Source organism: Streptomyces sp. YGL11-2, assembly GCF_050054615.1.
Classification (GTDB): Bacteria; Actinomycetota; Actinomycetes; order Streptomycetales; family Streptomycetaceae; genus Streptomyces.
Map to the genome: position 1 here is coordinate 254,064 of NZ_JBNHIN010000004.1, position 22,585 is coordinate 276,648.

19 protein-coding genes and 2 pseudogenes are annotated in these 22,585 nt (G+C 73.9%); 9 read left to right on the plus strand and 12 right to left on the minus strand.

The annotated features are described in order from the left end of the window. Positions 1–407 (plus strand): potassium-transporting ATPase subunit C (locus tag ACO1BR_RS07535; protein WP_426794229.1); only part of this gene is annotated, 407 nt, incomplete at its 5' end. A gap of 16 nt (positions 408–423) precedes the next feature. Then, entirely contained in the window at positions 424–2,250 is a 1,827-nt protein-coding gene (locus ACO1BR_RS07540) for an APC family permease (RefSeq protein WP_426794230.1), read from the plus strand. A gap of 121 nt (positions 2,251–2,371) precedes the next feature. On the opposite strand, the pseudogene ACO1BR_RS07545 reads toward ACO1BR_RS07540, so the two are convergent. Continuing rightward, positions 2,372–3,160: pseudogene (locus ACO1BR_RS07545) on the minus strand (ArsR family transcriptional regulator); the annotation flags it as partial. 299 nt (positions 3,161–3,459) lie between these two features. Here ACO1BR_RS07545 and ACO1BR_RS07550 point away from each other — a divergent pair. Together ACO1BR_RS07550 and ACO1BR_RS07555 are read left to right on the plus strand one after the other, a co-directional pair. Next, entirely contained in the window at positions 3,460–3,735 is a 276-nt protein-coding gene (locus tag ACO1BR_RS07550; RefSeq protein ID WP_426794231.1) for a hypothetical protein, read from the plus strand. Positions 3,736–3,842: 107 nt separating this feature from the next. Beyond that, entirely contained in the window at positions 3,843–4,220 is a 378-nt protein-coding gene (locus ACO1BR_RS07555) for a hypothetical protein (RefSeq protein WP_426794232.1), read from the plus strand. Between the two features lie 111 nt (positions 4,221–4,331). Here the strand turns inward: ACO1BR_RS07555 and ACO1BR_RS07560 are convergent, their stop codons facing one another. Together ACO1BR_RS07560 and ACO1BR_RS07565 are read right to left on the minus strand one after the other, a co-directional pair. Next, the gene (locus ACO1BR_RS07560) at positions 4,332–5,510 is read right to left on the minus strand and encodes an NAD(P)/FAD-dependent oxidoreductase (RefSeq protein WP_426794233.1); all 1,179 of its coding nucleotides are present in this window, start codon (positions 5,508–5,510) and stop codon (positions 4,332–4,334) included. Further along, positions 5,507–5,827, minus strand: a complete 321-nt coding sequence (locus tag ACO1BR_RS07565; protein WP_426794234.1) for a bifunctional 3-phenylpropionate/cinnamic acid dioxygenase ferredoxin subunit — start codon at positions 5,825–5,827, stop codon at positions 5,507–5,509. The genes ACO1BR_RS07560 and ACO1BR_RS07565 overlap by 4 nt, the downstream gene beginning before the upstream one ends. 171 nt (positions 5,828–5,998) lie before the next feature. Here ACO1BR_RS07565 and ACO1BR_RS07570 point away from each other — a divergent pair, with 171 nt between their 5' ends. From ACO1BR_RS07570 to ACO1BR_RS07585, 4 genes are all read left to right on the plus strand, one after another. Beyond that, a complete protein-coding gene (locus tag ACO1BR_RS07570; RefSeq protein WP_426794235.1) occupies positions 5,999–6,880 on the plus strand; it encodes an IclR family transcriptional regulator in 882 nt (293 codons plus the stop codon). A gap of 389 nt (positions 6,881–7,269) precedes the next feature. Further along, positions 7,270–9,819, plus strand: coding sequence for a GcvT family protein (locus ACO1BR_RS07575; RefSeq protein ID WP_426794236.1), 2,550 nt, complete (start codon positions 7,270–7,272; stop codon positions 9,817–9,819). Positions 9,820–9,895: 76 nt separating this feature from the next. After that, a complete protein-coding gene (gene solA, locus ACO1BR_RS07580) occupies positions 9,896–11,056 on the plus strand; it encodes an N-methyl-L-tryptophan oxidase (RefSeq protein ID WP_426794237.1) in 1,161 nt (386 codons plus the stop codon). An 11-nt stretch (positions 11,057–11,067) separates the two neighbouring features. Then, complete coding sequence (locus tag ACO1BR_RS07585; protein ID WP_426794238.1) at positions 11,068–12,249, plus strand: aromatic ring-hydroxylating oxygenase subunit alpha; 1,182 nt, start codon at positions 11,068–11,070, stop codon at positions 12,247–12,249. A 43-nt stretch (positions 12,250–12,292) separates the two neighbouring features. On the opposite strand, the gene ACO1BR_RS07590 is transcribed toward ACO1BR_RS07585, so the two are convergent. Further along, entirely contained in the window at positions 12,293–14,272 is a 1,980-nt protein-coding gene (locus tag ACO1BR_RS07590) for a heavy metal translocating P-type ATPase (RefSeq protein ID WP_426794239.1), read from the minus strand. Positions 14,273–14,381: 109 nt separating this feature from the next. On the opposite strand from ACO1BR_RS07590, the gene ACO1BR_RS07595 reads away from it, so the two are divergent. Beyond that, entirely contained in the window at positions 14,382–14,765 is a 384-nt protein-coding gene (locus tag ACO1BR_RS07595) for an ArsR/SmtB family transcription factor (RefSeq protein WP_426794240.1), read from the plus strand. A 42-nt stretch (positions 14,766–14,807) separates the two neighbouring features. On the opposite strand, the gene ACO1BR_RS07600 is transcribed toward ACO1BR_RS07595, so the two are convergent. The 8 genes and pseudogenes from ACO1BR_RS07600 to ACO1BR_RS07635 form a co-directional block, all read right to left on the minus strand. Next, positions 14,808–15,602 (minus strand): carbon-nitrogen hydrolase family protein, encoded by a 795-nt coding sequence (locus tag ACO1BR_RS07600; protein ID WP_426794241.1) that lies wholly within the window; start codon positions 15,600–15,602, stop codon positions 14,808–14,810. 232 nt (positions 15,603–15,834) lie between these two features. Next, positions 15,835–16,893, minus strand: a complete 1,059-nt coding sequence (locus ACO1BR_RS07605) for an asparaginase (RefSeq protein WP_426794242.1) — start codon at positions 16,891–16,893, stop codon at positions 15,835–15,837. A 73-nt stretch (positions 16,894–16,966) separates the two neighbouring features. Further along, positions 16,967–18,460: an amino acid permease gene (locus tag ACO1BR_RS07610; RefSeq protein ID WP_426794243.1), complete on the minus strand. Its 1,494-nt coding sequence runs from the start codon at positions 18,458–18,460 to the stop codon at positions 16,967–16,969. Continuing rightward, the gene (locus tag ACO1BR_RS07615; protein WP_426794244.1) at positions 18,457–19,194 is read right to left on the minus strand and encodes a FadR/GntR family transcriptional regulator; all 738 of its coding nucleotides are present in this window, start codon (positions 19,192–19,194) and stop codon (positions 18,457–18,459) included. The genes ACO1BR_RS07610 and ACO1BR_RS07615 overlap by 4 nt, the downstream gene beginning before the upstream one ends. 294 nt (positions 19,195–19,488) lie before the next feature. Further along, a pseudogene (locus tag ACO1BR_RS07620) lies at positions 19,489–20,052 on the minus strand (N-acetyltransferase family protein); the annotation flags it as partial. Between the two features lie 89 nt (positions 20,053–20,141). Continuing rightward, positions 20,142–20,669, minus strand: coding sequence for a DinB family protein (locus ACO1BR_RS07625; RefSeq protein WP_426794245.1), 528 nt, complete (start codon positions 20,667–20,669; stop codon positions 20,142–20,144). Between the two features lie 135 nt (positions 20,670–20,804). Further along, positions 20,805–21,653 carry an alpha/beta fold hydrolase gene (locus tag ACO1BR_RS07630; RefSeq protein ID WP_426794246.1) on the minus strand — a complete coding sequence of 283 codons (849 nt, stop codon included), beginning with the start codon at positions 21,651–21,653 and terminating at the stop codon, positions 20,805–20,807. Between the two features lie 30 nt (positions 21,654–21,683). Then, on the minus strand, positions 21,684–22,472 hold the full coding sequence (locus ACO1BR_RS07635) for an alpha/beta fold hydrolase (protein ID WP_426794247.1): 789 nt from the start codon (positions 22,470–22,472) through the stop codon (positions 21,684–21,686). Positions 22,473–22,585: the final 113 nt, after the last annotated feature.

The window sequence follows — 22,585 nt, forward strand, 5'->3', positions numbered from 1 at the left end:
CCCCCGACCCCGGGTGGTTCCAGCCCCGCCCGTCCGCCGCCGGGCCCGCCGGCTACGACCCGACCGCCTCCGGCGCCTCCAACCTCGGCCCCAACAACCCCGAACTGGTCCGCACCGTACGGCTCCGCCGGCTCGCCGTGGCCGCCTTCGACCGGGTCCCGCCCGGCCGCGTGCCCCCCGACGCGGTGACCGCCTCCGGCTCCGGCCTGGACCCGGACATCTCGTCCGGGTACGCCTACGAGCAGGTGCCCCGGGTCGCGGCGGCCCGCGGGCTGGCCCCGGCGGCCGTCCGCCGGCTCGTCGCCCGCCACGCCCACGGCCGCACCCTCGGCTTCCTGGGCAGCCCCGGCGTCAACGTCGTCGAGCTCAACCACGCGCTCGGCCACCGATCCGCCGTGCTGCGGTGACCGGGGCGAGGGCGCGATGACCACCACGAGCAGTACCCGGGACGCACCCGAACGCGACCGGCTGACGGTCCCTCAGGGGCTGGCCGCACTCTCCCTCGACGCCCTCGCCTCCGTGGCCTACGGGCCCGAGGCGATCGTGGTGGTGCTGGCCGCGGCGGGTAGCCAGGGGCTCGGCTTCACCCTGCCGGTCACGGTGGCGATCGTGATCCTGCTCGCCGCGCTGACGCTCTCCTACCGGCAGGTCATCGCCGCGTTCCCGAACGGCGGCGGCGCCTACGCCGTCGCCGGCCGGCACCTCGGCCGCCGGGTCAGCCTGGTCGCCGCCGCCTCCCTGATCATCGACTACGTACTGAACGTCGCGGTGTCGGTCTCCGCCGGGGTCGCCGCGCTCACCTCCGCGTTCCCGTCCCTCTACGCGGACCGGGTGGTGCTGTGCGTCATCGTCCTGGTGCTGATCACGGCCGTGAACCTGTACGGCGTCGCGGAGTCGGCGAAGGTCATGATCGTGCCGACCGTGGTCTTCATCGCGGCGATCTTCACCATCATCGCGATCGGCCTGCTGCGGACGCACCCCGCGGTCCCGCCGACCCACCCGTCCGCCGCCGCGGCCTCCGGCGTCGGCACCCTCCTGCTGCTGCGGGCGTTCGCCTCCGGCTGCTCAGCCCTCACCGGCGTCGAGGCCATCGCGAACGCGGTCCCCAACTTCCGCACCCCGCGCGTCCGCCGCGCCCAGCGCACCGAGGTCGCGCTCGGCACCCTGCTCGGCCTGATGCTCCTCGGCCTCTCGGTGCTGATCGGCCGCTTCCACGTCGCCCCCAACCCCACCAAGACCGTCCTCGCCCAGCTCACCGACGCCGCACTGGGCCACAACGCCGCTTTCTACGTCGTCCAGTTCGCCACCATGCTGCTGCTCGCGCTCGCCGCGAACACCTCCTTCGGCGGGATGCCCGTACTGACCTCGCTCCTGGCCCGGCACCACAACCTGCCGCACGTCTTCGCGCTGCGCGCCGACCGCCAGGTATACCGGCACGGCGTCCTGGTCCTCGCCGCCTTCGCGCTGGTGCTGCTCATCGGGGCCGAGGGCAACACCCAGGCGCTGGTGCCGTTCTTCGCCATCGGCGTCTTCATCGGCTTCACCATCTCCCAGCTCGGCATGGTCCGGCACTGGTACGTCGAGCGCGGCACCGGCTGGCAGGGGCGGGCGCTGCTCAACGGGGCCGGTGCCCTGCTGACCGCGGCCGCCACTGTCCTCGAACTCGTGGCCAAGTTCAACGAGGGCGGCTGGCTGGTCTTCCTCGCGGTGGCCGTACTGGTCGCGCTCTTCGAGTCCGTCCACCGCGCCTACATGCGCATCGGCGAGGCACTGCGCCTGGGCGAGGTGCCGGGGCCGCCGCAGGAGCGCCGCTCGCTGGTGATCGTGCCCGTGGGGGCGGTCAACCGGCTCACGCAGGAGGCGATCGGCGCCGCGCTGTCCCTGGGGGACGAGGTCCGCGCGGTGACCGTCGTGCACCCCGACAACGAGGACGAGAGCACCGCCGACCGGATGCGCGAGGCGTGGAGCGCCTGGCATCCGCAGGTCCCGCTGACCGTCCTGAGCAGCCGCGCCCGCTCCCTGACCCGCCCGATCGTCGACTACCTGCACGCGGTCGGCGCCGAGGAAGCCGCCGCCTCGCCCGCCGAGGCCCATGAACGCCTGGTCGTGCTCATCCCGGAACTGCACCTTCCGCATCCCTGGCAGCGCCTCCTCCAGAACCAGCGCGGCGCGGTGCTCGACCGGGCGATCCGCCGGTACACGGATGTGGTGATCTGCCGGCTGCGGTTCCGGATCGAGATTCCGGACTGACCGCCGGGGGAGCCGGGTCCGGGGCCCGGTCGCCGGTACCGGATCGTTGCCGCACCAGCAGGTCGCCCAGCGCCGTACGGCGATGCAGCACCGCCCGGCCGGCGCGGGCCGTGGTGACCAGGCCCGCGGCGCGCAGTGCCGCGGCGTGGGCGGAGGCGGTGGCGTTGCTGACCCGCAGCCGCCGGGCCAGTGCGCTGGTGGTGAGTTCTTCGGTGAGCAGCAGCAGGACATCGGCCCGGGTGCGCCCGAGGACGCCGGCGAGCGCGTCGTCGGTGGTGCCCGCGACGGCCGGGGGCAGCGGCAGGCCCGGCCCCGCCGGGTACGTCAGATACAGGGGGCGGCCCGGGAGGTCGGCGAGGACGGGCCGGCCGGTCCAGTGGAAGGTGGGGACCAGGACCAGGCCGCGCCCGCCCAGCGCCGTCTCGCGGTCCGCAGGTGCCGGCAACTCCCAGGTGTCACCGCGGAGTTGCGCGCCCGGAAGGAGGCCGGTGAGCGCGCCGGCGAGGCCGTGTTCGGCGACGGTCAGGGCGTGGCGGGCGAACTCCGCCCGGTGCAGGTCCTGGACCAGCGGCCAGACGGGGCCCAGCACGGCGTCGAAGGCGGAGTGCTGGGCCCGGCGGAGGGTGTGCCAGGCCCCGGCGTCGCCCTGGTGCAGGGCGCGGACCCAGCGGGGGGCCGGGGACCCGTGCCGGGCGTAGACCCGCTCCATCTCGGAGCGGGCGAGGTCCGGGCGGGTGGCCCGTACGGAGTCCAGTGCGTCCCGGAGGCTGTCGCTGAACTCGTCGAGGAAGAGCGGTGCTTGGAGGCCGGGGACCAGGTCGGCCAGCGGCTCGGCGGACCGCGGCAGGGAGCGCAGTACCCGCCGGCGCCAGCGGCCGAGGAGCAGCGGGTCGTCGCGGCGGCACAGCATGCCGAGGGCCAGGTTGAGTTCCTGGAGCGGGGCCGGCCGGGGCGCGAAGCGGACCCGCGCGAAGTCGCCGGCCGTGAAGTGGACGCGGATCACCGGATTTCCCGGGCGCGGGCGTCCGCGCGGTGGCTGTGCCGGGGCCCGTGCGGTACGGCGGGGGCGTGCGCGGTCACGGTGCGGGGCCCGCCTCTCTGCCGCGGGGCGCGGCCCGGCCGGATCCGGCACCCCGTCGTGTCCCCGCCGCACTCACCCTCCGTATGATCGCAGAGCCGAGAGCCGACCACCTTCGGGGGTGAACGAGCATGACCGGACAGCGAGTTGTCATCGTGACGGGCGGGGGAACGGGTATCGGCGTGGCCACCGCACGGCAGCTGCGGACGGAGACGGCCGACCGACGGATGGCGCGGTTCGCGCAGGAGGCACAACCGGCCGGCGGGGTCGATGCGGCCTACGCGGAGGCGAGCCGGCTCAACCCCGCCGGGCGGCCCGCCGAGCCCGAGGAGATCGCCGAGGCGATCAGCCGGCTAGTCGCCGCGTTCGACATCCGCAGGGAGCCGCGCGAGGCGGGCGGCAGCTGACCGTCCTGCGCCCGCAGACCGCGCCGGACACCCACCACGGCGAGCGGCCCGGCAACTCGCCCCGGTCCCGGGGGATCCGGACACGTCCCGAGAGAGGACACCCACTCATGACCGGCACCACCTACCACGACCGCTGGATCGCCTGCACCCCCGACGCCGTGCGGATCCGCGGCTACTACTTCCCCTGGGGCACCAAGACCATCCCCTACACCGCGATCCGGTCGCTGCGCCGGGTCGAGATGGGCGTCCTGACCGGGCAGGGGCGGATCTGGGGCACCGCGAACCCGCGGTACTGGGCGAGCCTGGACCCGGGGCGGATGGGGAAGAGCACCGCGCTCGTCCTCGACCTCGGCGGCTACGTCCGTCCGTTCATCACGCCGGACGACCCGGACGCCGTGGAGGCGGTCATCCGCGAACGCGCCCACCTGGGAGCCGAGGGCCGGGACGGCGGCGGGGAGGGGAAGAACCGGGCACCCGTCGTGTGACGGGCCGGCGATCGCCGCTCCGGGCCGGCGGGGTGGACCGAGAACGACCGGGCGGGGCTCGTGGGCCGGCACGCGACGATGCCGACCGCGGGCCCCGCCCCGTGCGGCGGATCAGGCCGTCGCGGGCTGTGCGGCGCGGGCGAGTTCGCGGCGCAGGCGCAGGAAGGGGCGGGGGCGGTTGAGGGCGAGCACGGCGGTGGTGCGGCCGGCACGCTGGTAGCCGGCGAGGAAGCTGCGGTCGTCCGGGGAGCCTTCGAGGATGCGCGGGGTGTCGCCGGGTAGCCGGCGGCCGGCGAACTGGATGCGTACGCCGTACTGGTCCGACCAGAAGTAGGGCAGGGCGCGGTGGGCGGCGGCGGTACGGCCCGCGAGGAGGTTGCGGGCGGCGGTGGCGGCCTGTTCGGTGGCGCTGGTCCAGTGTTCGGCGCGGGTGCCGTCGACGTTGGCGACATCGCCGACGGCGACGACGGCGGGGATCGGCGTGACGCAGCCGGCGTCGCAGCGTACGCCGTCGCCGAGGGGCAGCCCGGAGTCCGCCAGCCAGTCGGTGGCGGGGCGGACGCCGATGCCGACGACGACCACATCGGCCGGCAGCAGGCGGCCGTCGGTCAGTTCCACGGCGGTGACCCGGTTGTCGGCGCCGGCGCCGTGCAGTTGTGCGACGCCGGTGCCGGTGAGCAGTGTGACGCCGTGGTCGGCGGGCAGCCGGGCACACAACTCGGCCATGCCGCGTCCCAGTTGGGGGACGAGGGGGAGCGCGGCGGCCTCGATGACGGTGACCTCGTGGCCCAGGGCGGCGCAGGACGAGGCGACCTCGGCGCCGAGGAATCCGCCGCCGATGACGGCGACCCGGGCGGAGCCCCCGCGGGTGAGGTCGCGGCGCAGGGCCCGGGCGTCTTCGAGGGTGCGCAGGGTGTGGGTTCCGGACGGGGGCGAGCCGGGGCCGGGGAGCCGGCGGGGGGTGGCGCCGGTGGCGAGCACCACGCCGTCGGTGGCGAGGGTGCGTCCGGTGTCGAGGTGGACGGTGCGGCTGCCGGTGTCGAGCCGGGTGGCGCGGGTGCCGAGCAGCCATTCCGCGTCCAGCTCGGCGGTCTCCTCGGCGTCGGCCAGGGCGAGTTGGCCCTGGCCGGTGGTCCCGGTGAGGAAGCCCTTGGAGAGCGGCGGGCGGTCGTAGGGGCGGTGGCGCTCGTCCCCGACGATCGTCAGGCGGCCGTCGTACCCCTGGGAGCGCAGGGCGCGGGCGGTGTGGAGTCCGGCCAGTGAGGCCCCGATGACGGTGACCGACTTCATGCGGCGGTGCCCTCCTCGGCGGTGTGGTGGACGTAGACCGTCCCGTTCTCGACGGTCACCGGATAGGTGCGGACGGCCCGGCGGGCGGGGAGGCACGTGGGCGCTCCGGTGCGGAGATCGAATGAAGCGGCGTGGAGCGGGCATTCGACCAGACACCCCTCCACCCAGCCGTCGGCGAGTGAGGCGTCCTGGTGGGTGCAGGTGTCGTCGATGGCGTACAGCTCTCCGTCGGCGTTGAAGACGGCGATCGGAGGTGCGGTGTCGATGCGTACGGACTCGCCTACGGGCAGGTCATCGAGGTGGCAGACGGGAATCATTGGGCCCCCCTGTTACTGTTCGGCGTTATCGAGTTTCGCAATGCGCACGACGCAGCGTTATGCGCAACAGAATCCCGACGGGGGGCCGGTGCGTCAAGCGGTCCCTGCAAAAGCCGGCCCGGGATCGGGCCGCTGGACGGTGGCAGCGGACTGGGTGGTGACAGCGGACCTATGACCGAAACGGACAAGGCGGAGGCGCGGGCGGAGGAGCAGCCGGACGGGAAGCGGCGCGGCAGAGCCCGCGCGAAACGGCAGGGGAGAGCGGACGCGCCGGCGCACGGGAAGCCGTCGCGCGGTGCCGCCGGCGCCGTGCAGTCGGTGGACCGGGCGGTGACCGTACTGGAGATCCTGGCCCGCCTGGGCGAGGCCGGGGTGACCGAGATCGCCGAGGAACTGGACGTGCACAAGTCCACCGCGTTCCGGCTGCTCGGGGTGCTGGAGAACCGCGGGCTGGTCGCCCAGGAGCAGGAGCGCGGCAAGTACTACCTCGGCGCCGGGGTGTTGCGACTGGCCGGCGCGGCGGCGGTGCGTCTGGACATCTCCCAGGAAGGCGCGGCGATCTGCCGCCTGCTCGCCGACGAGCTGGGGGAGACGGTCAACATCGCGGTGTTGGAGAGCGATGCCGCGGTGAACATCATGCAGGCCCGCGGCCCGGCGTCGGTCACCGCGCAGAACTGGCTGGGCCGCCGCACCCCGCTGCACGCCACGTCCAGCGGCAAGGCGCTGCTCGCCTATCAGCCCGAGCCGGTCCAGGAGGCCGTACTGGCACGGAAGTTGCCCCGGCTCACCGAACGGACGGTGACCTCGGCCGGGGAGCTGCGCGGCCAGCTGGCACAGGTGGTCGAGCGGGGCTTCGCGGTGGCGGTGGAGGAGTTGGAGCTCGGCCTGCGGGCTGTCGCGGCCCCGGTGCGGGCGCACGACGGTTCGGTGATCGGCGCGATCAGTGTGTCGGTGCCCGCGTACCGGCTGGACGAGGAGCGGCTGCCGGAGGTGGTCAAGCGCACCGTCGCCGCGGGCGAGGAGCTGTCGCGGCGGATGGGGTACGCCAGTTGACCATGGCGTGACGGAACGGCGTCACGGCGCGGTGCGCGGGCGGGGCGAAGCGGGGCCGGGGTTTGCGACCGGCCCCGCATCCGTTTCTCGGGGCCGGTCGGGATGTCCGGCCCGCGGCTCCGCGCCCGCCGGCGCGATCCGGTGCGCGGGGCGCGCCCCGCGCGTAACGGGTCAATTGCGAACGGCCGGCGCGCACCCCTTGACGGTGCCGATACGGCGTTCCCACTATGTCTCTCATTGCGCAACCAGTCGTGCACTACGCAACAACCACGCCGGACGCCACCCTCGCCGCCGAGCGGGCGCACACCCCGCCGCACCGTCCCCGACCCACCGGACAGGCCCGAAGTCCGCCCGACCACCCGGACAGCGCCCGACCCTGAAGGAGGGACATGTCCCCATCGTCCCCGGCAACCGCACCGGCCGCCACCGACGCCCGCCCGTCCCCCGCCACCCGCGCCCGGGTGGTCGTCATCGGTGCCGGCATCGTGGGTTGCTCGCTCGCCGACGAACTCACCGCCCGCGGCTGGCGCGACGTCACCGTCCTGGAGCAGGGGCCGCTGCCGGCCCCCGGCGGCTCCACCTCGCACGCCCCCGGCCTGGTCTTCCAGACCAGCCCGTCCAAGACCATGACCGAGTTCGCCGCCTACACCGTCCGCAAGTTCGGCTCCCTCGAAGTCGACGGACTGCCCTGCTTCCACCCCGTCGGTGGCCTGGAAGTCGCCACCACCGAAGCCCGCTGGGCCGACCTGCACCGCAAGGCCGGGCTCGCCGCCTCCTGGGGCGTCCGCGGGGAACTCCTGGGCCCGCAGGAGTGCAGGAAGCTCTGGCCGATGCTGGACGAGGGCGTGCTGCACGGCGGGTTCCACACCCCCGACGACGGGCTGGCCCGCGCCCTGCTCGCCTGCCGCGCCCAGATGGCCCGTGCCCAGGCGCGCGGCGCCCGCTTCCTGGAGCGGCACACCGTCACCGGAATCGAGCGAGCGGACGGCCGGGTCACCGGCGTCGTCACCGACCGCGGCACCTTCCCCGCCGACCACGTCGTCTCCGCCGCCGGGTTCTGGGGACCGGTGATCGGCGCCATGGCCGGGGTGCACGTACCGCTGCTGCCGCTGGCCCACCAGTACGCCACCACCGAGCCACTGCCCGAACTCACCGGGGCCCATGACTCCCACGCGGGTCCCCGCTCCCCGGATGGAGCGGAGGGCCTGGGGGAGGAAGCCGGTAGGCCGATCCTCCGCTTCCAGGACCGCGACCTCTACTTCCGCGAGCACTTCGACACCGCCGGCGGCCGACTCGGCATCGGCTCCTACGCCCACCGCCCCATGCCCGTCGACCCGTTCACCGTCCCGGCCTTCGATGACGCCCCCGTCATGCCGTCCTCGCTGCCCTTCACCGCGGAGGACTTCGCCCCCAGCTGGCAGGACAGCATCGGACTGCTCCCCGCGCTGGGCGCCTCGCGGGTGGCCGAGGGCTTCAACGGGGTCTTCTCCTTCACCCCCGACGGGATGCCGGTCCTCGGCGAATCCCGTGAACTGCGCGGATTCTGGCTCGCCGAGGCGGTCTGGGTCACCCACTCCGCCGGCGTCGCCAAGGCCGTCGCCGAGTGGATGACCGACGGCCGCCCCGCCGTCGACATCCACGAATGCGACCTCCACCGCTTCGAGGACGCCCAGCGCTCACCCGCCTACATCGAGGACCGCGGCGCCCAGAACTTCATCGAGGTCTACGACGTCATCCACCCGCTCCAGCCCATGGAGCGGCCCCGCCCCCTGCGTACGAGCCCCTTCTACGCCCGTCAGCAGCAGCTCGGCGCGTACTTCCTGGAGGGCGGCGGCTGGGAGCGCCCGCACTGGTACGAGGCCAACGCCCCGCTCGCCGAGGGGCTTCGGCTCCCCGAGCGGGACGACTGGGCCGCCCGCCACTGGTCGCCGATCGCCGCCGCCGAGGCCGCCGTCACCCGCGAGCGGGTGGCCCTCTACGACATGACCCCGCTGCGGCGGCTGGAGGTCACCGGTCCGGGCGCGCTGGACTTCCTCCAGTACATGACGACCAATCAGCTGAGGAAGAGGCCCGGCGCGGTGACCTACACCCTGCTCCTGGACGAGGCAGGCGGCATCCGCTCCGACCTCACCGTCGCCCGGCTGGACCCGGACCGCTTCCAGGTCGGTGCCAACAGCGGTTCCGACCTCGACTGGCTGCTGCGGCACGCACCGGACGGAGTCCAGGTCCGCGACATCACCCCGGGCACCTGCTGCATCGGCGTCTGGGGCCCGCTGGCCCGGGACCTCGTCCAGCCGCTGACCCGCGACGACTTCTCGCACGAGGCGTTCGGCTACTTCAGGGCCAAGCAGTCCTACCTCGGCCACGTCCCGGTGACCGCTCTGCGCCTGTCCTACGTCGGCGAGCTGGGCTGGGAGCTCTACACCACGGCCGACCTGGGGCTCCGCCTCTGGGACACGCTGTGGGAGGCCGGGCAGCGGCACGGGGTGATCGCCGCCGGCCGCAGTGCCTTCAACAGCCTCCGCCTGGAGAAGGGGTACCGCGCCTGGGGCCATGACATGACCACCGAGCACACCCCCTACGAGGCCGGTGTCGGCTTCGCGGTCCGCCCCGCCAAGGGCGACTTCCTCGGCCGCGCCGCACTGGAGGGGCAGAGCGAGCGGACCGCGGCCCGCAAGCTCACCTGCCTCACCCTCGACGACCCCGCGGCCAACGTCCTCGGCAAGGAACCGGTCTACGTGGCGGGTGCCCCGGCCGGCTATGTCACCTCCGCCGCCTACGGCTACACCCTCGGCCGCGGGATCGCCTACGCCTGGCTGCCGGCCGCCGCCGCGGTCCCCGGCACCGCCGTCCACATCGAGTACTTCGGGCGGCGGATCCCCGCGACCGTCGCCCAGGAGCCGCTGTTCGACCGGGAGATGGCCCGCATCCGCCGCTAGGACCCGACCCATCAGACAGGCCCTTGGCCCGCTCGTCACAACCCCGCCCGCCCCCGTCCGACGAAGGAGCAACCGCATGGCTCCCACCTACGACGTCATCGTCCTCGGCCTCGGCGGGATGGGCAGCGCCGCCGCCCACCACCTCGCCGCCCGCGGCGCCCGGGTCCTGGGCCTGGAGAGGTTCGGCCCGGTGCACAACCGCGGCTCCAGCCACGGAGGTTCGCGGGTCACCCGGCAGTCCTACTTCGAGGACCCCGCCTACGTCCCGCTGCTGCTGCGCTCGTACGAGTTGTACGAGCAGCTGGAGCGGGACACCGGCCGCGAGGTCGCCACCCTCTGCGGCGGGGTGATGGTCGGCCGCCCCGACAGCCGCACGGTCGCCGGAAGCCTGGCCTCCGCCCGGCAGTGGGACCTGCCGCACGAGATGCTCGACGCCAAGGAGATCCGCCGCCGCTTCCCGACCCTGACCCCGCACGACGACGACGTCGCGCTGTACGAGGCGCGCGCCGGACTGCTCCGCCCGGAGAGCACCGTCGCCGCCCACGTCCAGCTCGCCACCCAGGGCGGCGCGGACCTGCACTTCGAGGAGCCGGTCACCCGCTGGGAGGAGCTGCCCGGCGGCGCCGGGGTCCGCGTCCACACCCACGAGAACGCCTACACCGCGGGGCAGTTGGTGATCTGCCCGGGGGCCTGGGCGCCCCAGCTGCTCGCCGACCTCGGAGTGCCGTTCACCATCGAGCGGCAGATCACGTACTGGTTCGCCCCCGACGGCGGCACCGCGCCCTACGTCCCCGAGCGCCACCCCATCTACATCTGGGAGGACGCCGCGGGCGTGCAGATCTACGGCTTCCCCGCCATCGACGGCCCCGACGGCGGCGCCAAGGTCGCGTTCTTCCGCAAGGGCACCGTCTGCACCCCGGAGACCATCGACCGCACCGTGTACGACCACGAGGTACGCGCCATGGCCGACCAACTCGGCCCCCGTATCCCCACCCTGCCCGGCCGCTTCCTGAAGGCCGCCACCTGTATGTACTCCAACACCCCGGACGAGCACTTCGTGATCACCCGGCACCCGGCGCATCCGGAGACCACCACCGTCGCCTGCGGATTCTCCGGCCATGGCTTCAAGTTCGTGCCGGTCGTCGGTGAGATCGTCGCCGACCTCGCACTGACCGGCACCACCGCGCACCCCATCGACCTGTTCGACCCCCGTCGCCCCGCCGCCGCGGTCGCCTGAGGAGAGCAGCCATGACCACCACACCCACCGAGTCCCGGCCGGGCGCCGCCACCCCGCCCGCCACCAGCCTGATCGCCACCCTGGCCGGGCGCTACTACACCGACCCGGAGATCTTCCGGCAGGAGCAGGACCGCGTCTTCGAGCGGCTGTGGTGCTGCGCGGTCCGCAGCGCCGACCTGGACCGGCCGGGCGCCTTCCGCACCGTGCGGATCGGCCGGGAGAGCGTACTGGTCACCCGCAACCGCGCCGGGGAGCTGCGCGCCTTCCTCAACGTCTGCCGGCACCGCGGCGCCCGGCTGTGCACGGAGGAGTCCGGCCAGGTCCGCCGCAACCTCCAGTGCCCCTACCACGCCTGGACCTACGACCTGGACGGCCGGCTGGTGGCCGCCCCCAACCTCCAGAAGATGCCGGACATCGACCGCACCGAACGCGGTCTGGTCACCGTCGCGCTGCGCGAATGGCTCGGCTACGCCTGGGTGTGCCTGGCCGACGAGCCACCGTCCTTCGAGGACACCGTGATCGGCGCGGCCGTCGAGCGACTGGGCGACGCCGCCGCCGTCGACCGCTACCGCACCGAGGACCTGTCCCTGGGCCGGCGCATCACCTACGACGTGCGCGCCAACTGGAAGCTGATCGTCGAGAACTTCATGGAGTGCTACCACTGCGCCACCATCCACCCCGAACTCACCGACGTCCTGCCGGAGTTCGCGGAGGGCTTCGCCGCCCAGTACTACGTCGGGCACGGTGCCGAGTTCGCACCGGAGGCGCAGGGGTTCACCGTGGACGGCAGCGCCGGCTTCGGCCGGCTGCCCGGCATCGCGGACAGCCAGGACCGGCGCTACTACGCGGTGACCGTCCGGCCGCAGGTCTTCATCAACCTCGTCCCCGACCACGTCATCCTCCACCGGATGTTCCCGTCTGCCCCCGACCGCACCGTCGTCGTGTGCGACTGGCTGTACCTGCCCGAGGTCATCGACTCCGGTGCCGATGTCGCCAAGTCCGTCGAGCTGTTCCACCGGGTCAACGTCCAGGACTTCGACGCCTGCGAGCGCACCCAGCCGGCCATGGACTCCCGTGCCTACCGCGACGGGGGAGTGCTCGTCCCCAGCGAGCACCACATCGGCGCCTTCCACCACTGGCTCACCGACCGACTGGAGGGCTGGGGCCCGTCCGACGGGTCAGGGGCGGACTGAGCCGGCCGACGCCCGATAGTGGCACCGGCCGCCGGCCCCCGCCTCATCCGGCGGTGCGGCCGGCGGCCCGCCGCCACGCCGCCTCGCGCAGCAGCCGCAGCCCGTTGAGCCCCACGATCACCGTCGAGCCCTCGTGCCCGAGGACGCCCAGCGGCAGCGGCAGCCGCCCGGCCAGGTCCCACAGCACCAGCCCCGAGATGAACACCGACGCGATGACGAGGTTCTGCACGACCAGCCGGCGCGCCGCCCGCGACAGCGTCATCACCGCCGGGACGGTGGCCAGTTCGTCGCGCACGATCACCGCGTCCGCGGTCTCCAGCGCCAGATCCGACCCGGCCCGCCCCATCGCGACACCGGTGTGCGCGGCGGCCAGCGCCGGGGCGTCGTTCACCCCGTCGCCCACCATCAGCACCTTGTGCCCGGCCCGCTCCTCCTCGCGCACCGCCTCGACCTTGTCCTGGGGCAGCAGCCCGGCCCGCACGTCCGCGATCCCGGCCTCCTCGGCGAGCCGGGCCGCCGCCCGCGGATTGTCGCCGGTCACCAACGTCGGCGTCCGCCCGGTCAGCTCCCGCAGCGCGGCCACGGTGGCCACCGCGTCCGGCCGCAGCCGGTCGGCGATCCCCAGCACCCCGGCCGGGACACCGTCCCGCAGCACCAGCACGGCGGTGTGCCCGCCCTCCTCCAACTCCCTTGCCAGATCGGCCATTTCGGCGGCCATCGGGGTGTCCTCGACCAGCAGCCGGGCCGGCGCCCCCACCTCGATCCAGGCGCCGTCGACCCGGGCCCGTACGCCGGTACCAGGGGAGGCGGTGAACTCCTCCGCGGCGGGCAGCGCGCAGCCGCGGGACCGGGCGGCGCTCACGATCGCGCGGGCCAGCGGGTGCTCGCTGGGGTGCTCGGCCGCGGCGGCCCAGGTCAGCAGCGCCTCCTCGGACCGCCCGGCGCCGGCCGACGGCCGGATCGCGGCGACTTGGGGCGTGCCCTCGGTCAGCGTCCCGGTCTTGTCCAGCGCGACGCCGTCCACCTGGCCGAGCCGCTCCATCACCACCGCGGACTTCACCAGGACGCCGTGCCGCCCGGCGTTGGCGATGGCCGACAGCAGCGGCGGCATGGTCGCCAGCACCACCGCGCACGGCGACGCCACGATCATGAAGGTCATCGCCCGCAGCAGCGCACCGGTCAGCTCCGCCCCCAGCGTCAGCGGCACCGCGAACACCGCCAGCGTCACCGCCACGAGGCCGACCGAATACCGCTGCTCGACCTTCTCGATGAACAGCTGGGTCGGTGCCTTGGTCTCGGACGCCTCGGCGACCATCGCCACGATCCGCGCGATGACCGAATCGCCGGCATCCCGCTCGACCTTGATCCGCAGCGCGCCCAGCCCGTTCAGCGTGCCGGCGAACACCTCGTCCCCGGGCTCCTTGGCCACCGGCAGGGGCTCCCCGGTGATCGTGGCCTGGTCCACCTCGCTCGTCCCCGCCAGCACCCGGCCGTCCGCGCCGACCCGCTCGCCGGGCCGCACCAGGATCGTGTCGCCCACGACGAGGTCGGCGGTGGCCACGCCGTGCTCCTCGCCGTCGTCGGCCAGCCGGGTCGCCGTGGCGGGCGCGAGGTCCAGCAGACCGCGTACCGAGTCCTGGGTGCGGGCGGTGGCCAGCGCCTCCAGCGCGCCGGAGGTGGCGAAGATGACGATCAGCAGTGCGCCGTCCATCACCTGGCCGATCGCCGCCGCCCCGAGCGCCGCGACGATCATGAGCAGATCGACGTCCAGTGTCCGGTCCCCGAGGGCCCGCAACCCCGCCCAGGCCGGTTCCCAACCACCCGTCAGATACGCCACGGCGTACAGCGCACCCCAGGCCCACCCGGGCGCGTCGGTGAGCTGCAGGGCCAGCGCGATCAGGAACGCCACGGTGGCGACCGCCGCCCAGCGGGCCTCGGCCAGTGCGAACACCCGCGTACGCCGCGGGGCCACCGGGCGCGCCTCGGCGGCCCGGGCTGGACGTTCCAGAGTGGCGACAGGCATGGCGGAACAACCCTTCACGAGGTGAAAGCCGACGACCTCACCACCGTACAGGAACGAATGAACAACTCTTCATCCATTCTCTTCAGGATCGCTCTTTAGGATGGCTGCCATGGGCCACGGAATCGATGACACCAGCAGCGCCACCACCCGCGAACGCCTGGACACCGTGGGGGCCGCCGATGTCGCCGCCACCCTCCAGGCCCTCTCCACCCCCTCCCGGCTGCGCATCCTCGCCCGCCTCCAGGAAGGCCCCTGTGCGGTCAGCGACCTCGCCGCCGCCGTCGGCATGGAGCAGTCCGCCTGCTCCCATCAGCTCCGGCTGCTGCGCAACCTCGGCCTGGTCACCGGCGAACGCAACGGCCGCTCGATCGTCTACGCCCTCTACGACCACCACGTCGCCGAACTCCTCGACCAGGCCCTCCACCACGTCGAGCACCTGCGCCTCGGGCTGCGTGACGCCCCGTCAGCCACCGTGGAAACCCCGGCGAAGTGACCCGCCGCACCCTCCCGGCCGCCTGACGCGGCGGCCCGGCGCCTACAGCCGGCGGTTGTCCAGTACGGCCACGGCGCGCCGCACCCGCCCGGTCTCCTCCGGGTCCACCTCCGCGACCAGCAGCCCGGGCGCCGCGTCCAGCCGCGCCCGCACGGTCCCGTCGGGCCCCACCAGCGCACTGTGCCCGACGCCGGTCGGGGCCTTGGTGGCCACCTCGGGGTCGGCGTCCTGGTCCGGCGCGGCCTGCCCCACCGCCGCCAGCCACACCGTCGCGTCCAGCGCGCGGGCCCGCACCAGCAGCTCCCACTGCGCGCGCTTCCCCGGCCCGGCGCCCCACGACGCGGGCAGTACGCTCACCGTCGCGCCGGCGTCCGCATGTGCCCGGAAGAGCTCCGGGAAACGCACGTCGTAGCAGGTCGCCAGGCCCACCCGGACCCCGTCGACGTCGATGGTCACCACCCGCTCGCCCGCCGCGACGGTGTCGGACTCGCGGAATCCGAAGGCGTCATAGAGATGGATCTTGTCGTAGGACTCCTCCACCCCGGGCCCCGTGACCAGCAGGGTGTTGGCCACCCGGCCGCCGGGCGCCGGGGTGAACATCCCCACCACGACCGTCACCCCGGTCTCCCGGGCCACAGCCCGCACGCCCTCGGCCCACGGCCCGTCCAGCGGCTCGGCGACCAGCCCGGGCGGCACCCCGACGCGCGCCATGGACGCCTCGGGCAGCACCGCCAGCCGCGCGCCCTCGGCGGCGGCCCGGCGCACCAGGTCCGTGACCTGCGCGAGGTTCTCCTTCGGGTCGGTCGAGGCGGTCATCTGGCACAGCGCGATACGCATACGGCTCTCTCTCCTGTCGTACGGAACGCGTACAGAACTCGTACGGAACTTATGCGGATGTCGTGCGGGGCGGTGCAGTGGTGCCGGTCGGTCGTCGTCATACGCCGTCATACGTCATCATCCGCCGTCCCCGCCTCCTGCGGCTGCCGGTATTTCGCCTCGTCCTTCCCTCGCCGGGTGAAACCCCTCGACGCGCTGCCGGCCCAGCGAGAGAGGTGGTCCGGGCCCGGTCTCAGGCGGCCGGCCCCGGGGTGGCCAGGGCGCCCGCCGCCCGCAGGGTGCCGACCTGTACACCGCCGCCGAGGACCGGGGCGGTGGCGAAGGGGGCGAGCAGGCCGGGGTCGATGCCGCAGCGGGCCAGGGCGGCCGCGGTGACCGGCATCCGGGCCCGGTCGGCGCCGTCGGCGATCTTCACACCGACCGCCCGGCCGTCCGGCAGCGCGGCGACCTGTACGCCCTCGAAGCCGTCCTTGGCGAGCAGACCGGGCAGCGCGCGGACCAGCCGGGCGACGTCCCGGTCGGTACCGGAGACCATCTCGGGGTGCTTGCGCATGGCGTGCGCGACCCGGCCCTCGGGGGTGTCCGGGGCCGCCGTCGCCAGCCGGGCGACGGCCCGGGTCAGGCCGTGCAGCGAGACGGAGAACAGCGGGGCGCCGCAGCCGTCGACGGTGGTGCGGGCGATGCCCTGGCCGGTGAACTCCTCGACGGTCGTGGCGAGTTCCCGCTGGAGGGGGTGCCCGGCGTCGAGGTAGGTGTCCAGCGGCCAGCCCCGGGTGCGCGCCGTGTACAGCATGGCGGCGTGCTTGCCCGAGCAGTTCTGGGCGAGCCGGCCGGGGCCCAGGCCGCGCCCGAGCCAGTCGTCCCGTTGGGCGGGGCCGTAAGGGAGGTCCGGGACGTTGCGGAGGTCGTCCTCGGTCAGCCGGGCGGTGTGCAGGATGCGCCGGGCGGTGGCCAGGTGCCGTTCCTCGCCGGAGTGGCTGGCCGCCGTCAGGGCCAGCGCCTCGTCGTCCAGCGGCGGCAGGCCGGCGCGCAGCAGACCGACCGCCTGGAGCGGCTTGAGCGCCGAGCGGGGGTAGAACGCGGCCTCGATGTCGCCGAGTTGGAAGTCCACACTGCCGTCCGCCGCCAGGACGACGACCGAGCCGTGGTGGACGCCCTCGACGAGGCCGCCGCGCTCCACGTGGGCGACGGGGGCGTGGGCCGGTATGCGGAGGGCGGGCGGATCGCCTGCCGGGTGGCGGGCCGGGGTGGTGCCCGCGGTGCTGCCGGTGGTGCTCTGACGTGTGATCATGCTCGGTCTTCGGTGCTCTCTGTGCGGTCGGTGCTGCGCGCCCCAGCGGCGCTCGCGCGGCGGTCGCCGTCGGCTAACTTCCCTCGCTCTCCCGGAGGTTGGCGTGCCCGGGTGCCGCGCCGTCCCGTACGGTGCCGACCCGGCCGCGGACCAGGTACCAGCCGCCGACCAGGAGGGCCGCGATCACCGGCAGGGAGAGGATCGTGGTGCGGCCGGCGCCGCCGTCGGCGTACATCAGGACCAGTACCAGGGCGAGGAAGGCCAGCGTCACCAGCTCGGTCCAGGGCGAGCCGGGGAGCCGGTAGGCGGGGCGGGACAGCTGGCCCGCCCGCGTCTTCCGCCAGAAGAGCAGATGGCAGATCATGATCATGGCCCAGGTGCTGAGGATGCCGATCGCCGCGAAGTTCAGCACGATCTCGAACGCCTTGCTCGGCACGAGGTAGTTGAGGCCCACGCCCAGGACGCAGACGCCCGACGTGAGCAGGATCCCGCCGTACGGCACCTGGCTGCGGCTCATCACGCCGGTGAACCGGGGAGCGGATCCGGACATCGCCATCGAGCGCAGGATCCGCCCGGTGGAGTAGAGCCCGGAGTTGAGGCTGGACATCGCGGCGGTCAGTACGACGAGGTTCATCACCCCGCCCGCGGCCGGCACCCCGACATGGGAGAGCACGGTGACGAACGGGCTCTGGTTCGCCGAGTACGCGTTCCACGGCAGCAGCATCGACAGCAGGACCACCGAGCCGACGTAGAACAGGGCGACCCGCCACATGATCGAGTTGATCGCCCGCGGCATGATCTTCTCCGGCTCCGCGGTCTCGCCCGCCGTGACGCCGACCAGCTCGACCGAGGCGTAGGCGAAGACCACGCCCTGGATCACCAGCAGCATCGCCAGCGTTCCGGTCGGGAAGACGCCGCCGTGGTCGGCGATCAGCGCGGGGCCGGGGTGGTGGCCGTCGACCGGGTGCTGGGTGACCAGCAGGAAGATGCCGATCAGCATGAAGGCGACCAGCGCCCCGACCTTGATGATCGCGAACCAGAACTCCAGCTCGCCGAAGATCTTCACCGAGATCAGGTTCACCGTCAGCACGACCCCGAGCGCGATCAGCGCGATCACCCACTGCGGGATGTCGGAGAACATGCTCCAGTAGTGCGTGTAGGTCGCCACCGCCGTGATGTCGGCGATCCCGGTCGTTGCCCAGTTCAGGAAGTACATCCAGCCCGCGACGAACGCCCCCTTCTCGCCGAGGAACTCCCGCGCGTAGGAGACGAAGGCTCCGGACGACGGCCGGTGCAGCACCAGCTCGCCCAGGGCCCGTACGACGAGGAAGGCGAAGAAGCCGCAGAGCGCGTACGCCACGGCCAGCGAAGGCCCGGCGTCCGCGAGCCGGCCGCCCGCGCCGAGGAACAGCCCGGTGCCGATCGCGCCGCCGATGGCGATCATGTTGACGTGCCGTGACGTCAGCGACTTGCGGTATCCGGCGTCACCGGCGTCGACATGTGCCGCCGGTGCCGGCTGCCCGGCCCTCTCCTGCGGGTCGGCCTGCTGCAGGGATTGCTCGCTCACCCGTGGTCCTCGTCTTCCGTGGCAGGGGCCGTACGGTCCGGCGGCCGCACGATGGTGGTCAGCGTCGACTCGACGCGTGCGAGGTGGTGCTCCATGGCTTCGACGGCGTCGTGCTCGGACTGGTCGACGAGCGCCTCGACGATCGCCCGGTGCTCCCGGTTCGACTGGTCGCGCCGGCCGCCGACGTCGTTGAGGAACGCCGACTGGCGGGCCAGGGCGTCCCGGATCTCCTCGATCACCCGGCGGAAGACCGGGTTCCGCGCCGCCTCGGCGACCGCGAGATGGAAGAGCGTGTCCATGGCGACCCAGGCGGTGGTGTCGGTCTCCCGCTCCATCCGCTCCAGGAGATGCGTGAGGTGGTCGAGGTCCTCCGGCGTACGGCGGACCGCCGCGTACCCGGCCACCGGGATCTCGACATGGCGGCGGACCTCCAGCAGATGGCTGGCCGCGTAGTCGCCGAAGGTCGGGTCGGCCACAGCGCCGTCCGAGACGACGAACGTGCCCTTGCCGGTGCGCGAGACCGTGAGCCCCATCGTCTGGAGCGCGCGCAGCGCCTCGCGCAGCACGGGTCTGCTCACCTCCAGCCGTCGGCACAGTTCGGCCTCCGAGGGGAGCTTGTCGCCGACGGCGTACTCGCCTCGCTCGATGGCGCCGCGCAGATGGGTCAGGACCGCTTCCATCGCGCTCACGCGCCGGGGGATGTCGCCAGCTGTCTGGCTGTCTGACAGGTTCACCCGGGGATCGTCGGTCGGGGGCGGGGGCGCTGTCAAGGGTTCCGACGTGACCGCTTCACCTGGAGTGGCGTGGGTGTTCACGCGGGGCGGGCACCGGGCCCGCCGTTGCCCGCGGCGGGCCCGGCAGGGCCGTTACGGGGCCGCCGCGGGGCGGTGGCCCTCCGTGCCGCGGCCGCCCTCCGGGCGCAGGTCCAGCATGCAGAACACCTTGTCCCAGCGCTGCTCGCCGACCGCGACGAAGCCGGGGATCNCCGCCGCGGGGCGGTGGCCCTCCGTGCCGCGGCCGCCCTCCGGGCGCAGGTCCAGCATGCAGAACACCTTGTCCCAGCGCTGCTCGCCGACCGCGACGAAGCCGGGGATCCGGCCGTACTCGCGAAAGCCCAGCGACCGGTAGAGGCGCAGCGCCCGTGTGTTGTCGGCGCGGGCGTCCAGGGTGAGGACCTCGATGCCCGTCTCTCTGGCGTCGGCGATCAGGGCGGTGGCCAGCGACCGGCCGACTCCGCGGCGGTGCGCGCCACCGGCGACCGCGAGTTTCACCAGGTCCGCGTGTGGGCGATTGGTCTCCTGGGCGTAGCGCAGCCAGTAGCCCAGACCGATCAGCCGCCGGCCGACGTACGCGGCGCGGAGCGCCCCGTCCCCGGTCCGCGCCGCGGCGAGAACCCGGGCGACCAGCTCGGCCACCTCCTCCGGTGCGGGCGGATCGACCCAGCCGAGCGGCGCCCCGTCGCGGACCAGGTCCGACAGGATGCGGTGCGCCAACTCGGGGAAGAGGGTGGCGAGTTCGTGGTCGGCCGTGAGTTCGCGGGCATCGAGGATCCGGGGTTCGGTGCCCGCGTCGGCGGTGGTGACGGTCGTCATGAGCGGAGCCTAGGGCGCGCGGGCTCGCGGTGTGTGGTGGTGTCGGCCGGAGGAGCGTCGGAGCTCTGCCGCGGGTCCCCGGCCGCGGCTCAGGCGCCCGTGACGCCGTCGATGCGTTCCCGGAGCATGTCGGCGTGGCCGTTGTGGCGGGCGTACTCCTCGATCATGTGGACCAGGATCCAGCGCAGGGAGACCCCCTGGTCGCCGACGTGCCGGGCCTCCTCCTCGGAGAGCGAGCCGGAGTCGTCCAGGGAGGCGCCGGCGATCAGCTCGCGGCCCCGGGCCACCTCCGCGCGCCAGGTCGCCAGGGCCTCCTCGATGCCGCGGTCCGCCGCGAGCGCGAAGCCGTCCCCGCCGCCGTCCTCGTACACCTGCGGCACGGCACGGCCGGCGAAGACCCGCTGGAACCAGTTGCGTTCCACCTCCGCCAGATGCTGGACCAGGCCCAGCAGCGTCATCGGCGACGGCGCCACCGAGGCGACCCGCAGCCGGTCGTCGTCGAGCCCCGCGCACTTCAGCGCGAGCGTCTCGCGGTGGAAGTCCAACCAGCTCTCCAACATGGTGCGTTCATCCGCGTGCGGGGGCGGGACGGGGCGCCCGTCCGGTGTCGTTCTCATGCCCGCCACCCTCGCACGGGCCACTGACAGACACCAGGCACCTCCGGGCGGCGAGGCGGCCCGGAGCCTGTCCGATGGGCCCGGCCGTGACCAGTCAGGACGGGCTCCAGGGGCGCCGACGGCGCCCACGGGGCGTCACGCCATTGCCGCCCGGCCCGCCATCGGCCGCTCGGCCGCCGTCCGTTCGGCGAGGAAGGCCGCGACCCGGGCCACGAATCCGTCCGGGTCCTCGGCGGGCGCCCCGTGCCCGGCGTCGATCTCCTGGTAGCGGCTGTGGGCGATCCCGGCCAACAGTTCCCGCTGCTGGGCCGCGTCGATCGCCCGGTCGTGGGCGCTGGCCAGTACCAGCGTCGGAGCCGTGACGGAGGCGAGCAGCGGGCGCAGGTCCACGGCCAGGTCCACCGCGATCTGCCGGTCGGTACCGGGGGCCAGCCCGGTGGCGAGCGCCTGGACCAGTTCCTCGTAGGCGGCGGTGTCCGTGCGGTCCCAGTAGCGGGGGCCGAAGGCCATCAGGGGCAGCATCCGGGCGAACAGCGAGGTGCCGTGCTCCGCGTCGGCGCGCAGGAGGTCGCGCCAGTACGTGAACTCGGCCCGCATCCGGGTGTCCGTGTGGGCCCAGCCGGCGTGCAGCACCAGGGAGCTGACCCGCGCGGGGTGGCTGCCCGCGAGGTGGGTGGCGATCGCGGCGCCGAGCGAGTGGCCGACCAGGTGGAAGGTCTCCAGCCCGGCGTGGTCGGCGGCGGCCAGGACCTCGTCGGCGAGGTCCGCGAGCGCGAGCGGGCCGCCGTGATCCGTGGTGCCGCCCGAGCCCGAGTAGTCGGGCGCGACCACGGTGAAGCGGTCGGCGACCGCCTCGGTCAGCGGCAGCCACTGCTCGCGGGTGGCGGCGGTGCCGTGCACCAGCACCAGGCCGGGTCCGGTTCCGGTGCGGTCGTAGTCGACGAGGGCGTCGCCGCCGCTGATGCGTACGCGGGTGGTGGGCATGGGGTGATCTCCTGTGCGGGCGGGGGGTGTTCAGGCGGTGGTGCGGGCGGCGGGCGCCATCCCGTTGAGCGCGGTGCGCAGCGCGGCGTTGAACGCGGCGGGGCGTTCCTGGTGCGGCATGTGGCCGGCGCCGGGGATGACCGAGACCTCGGCGCCGGGTGTGAGCGCGGCACAGGTCCGGGGCACCTCCAGCGGGATTGCGGAGTCCAGCTCGCCGTGGAGGTAGTGGATCGGCACCTTCAGCCCGGGCAGGGCCGGGCGCGGGTCGTAGTCGCCGGCGGTGGCCTGGTGCTCGTCGATGTAGACGCCGGAGTCCAGGATCTGACGGACCGTCCAGTCGATGAGCGCGGGCGCGGTGCCCGGCGCGTACCACCCCGGCACCCAGCCGGCCACCGTACCGGCCCGGTCGCGGCGCAGATCGGCCACCAGCCGCGCCTGCTGCCGGGCCGAGGGCCAGTAGCCGGGCGCACCCACCGGTACCGCGCCGCCGATCAACTCCGGTCGCCGCACCCCCAGTTCGATGGCGAAGGCGCCGCCGACCGACGAGCCGACGACCACCGGACGCTCCAGCCGCAGTGCGCCGATCAGCACCACCAGGTCGCTGACCACGCCGGCGATGGTGTTGCCGCGGGCCGGCCGGGCCGACCGCCCGCAGCCCCGCCAGTCCACGGTGACCACCCGGTGGTCCCCGGTGAACTCGGGCAGCTGCGCGCCCCAGGTGCGCCCGCTGGTCCCCCAGCCGTGCACGAACAGCAGCGCCGGGCCGGTCCCCTCGTCCTCGTAGTGGAGCGTGGTGTCGTTGACGTCCAGACAGGGCATGCGCTTTCTCCCCTTCCGCTGCTTCCTCGCCTGTCGCAGGGCCGCGCCTGCGCCGATGCCCCCACCCAACCGCGATCACGGCGTCCGACCAACGGGCGATCCGCGCCTACACT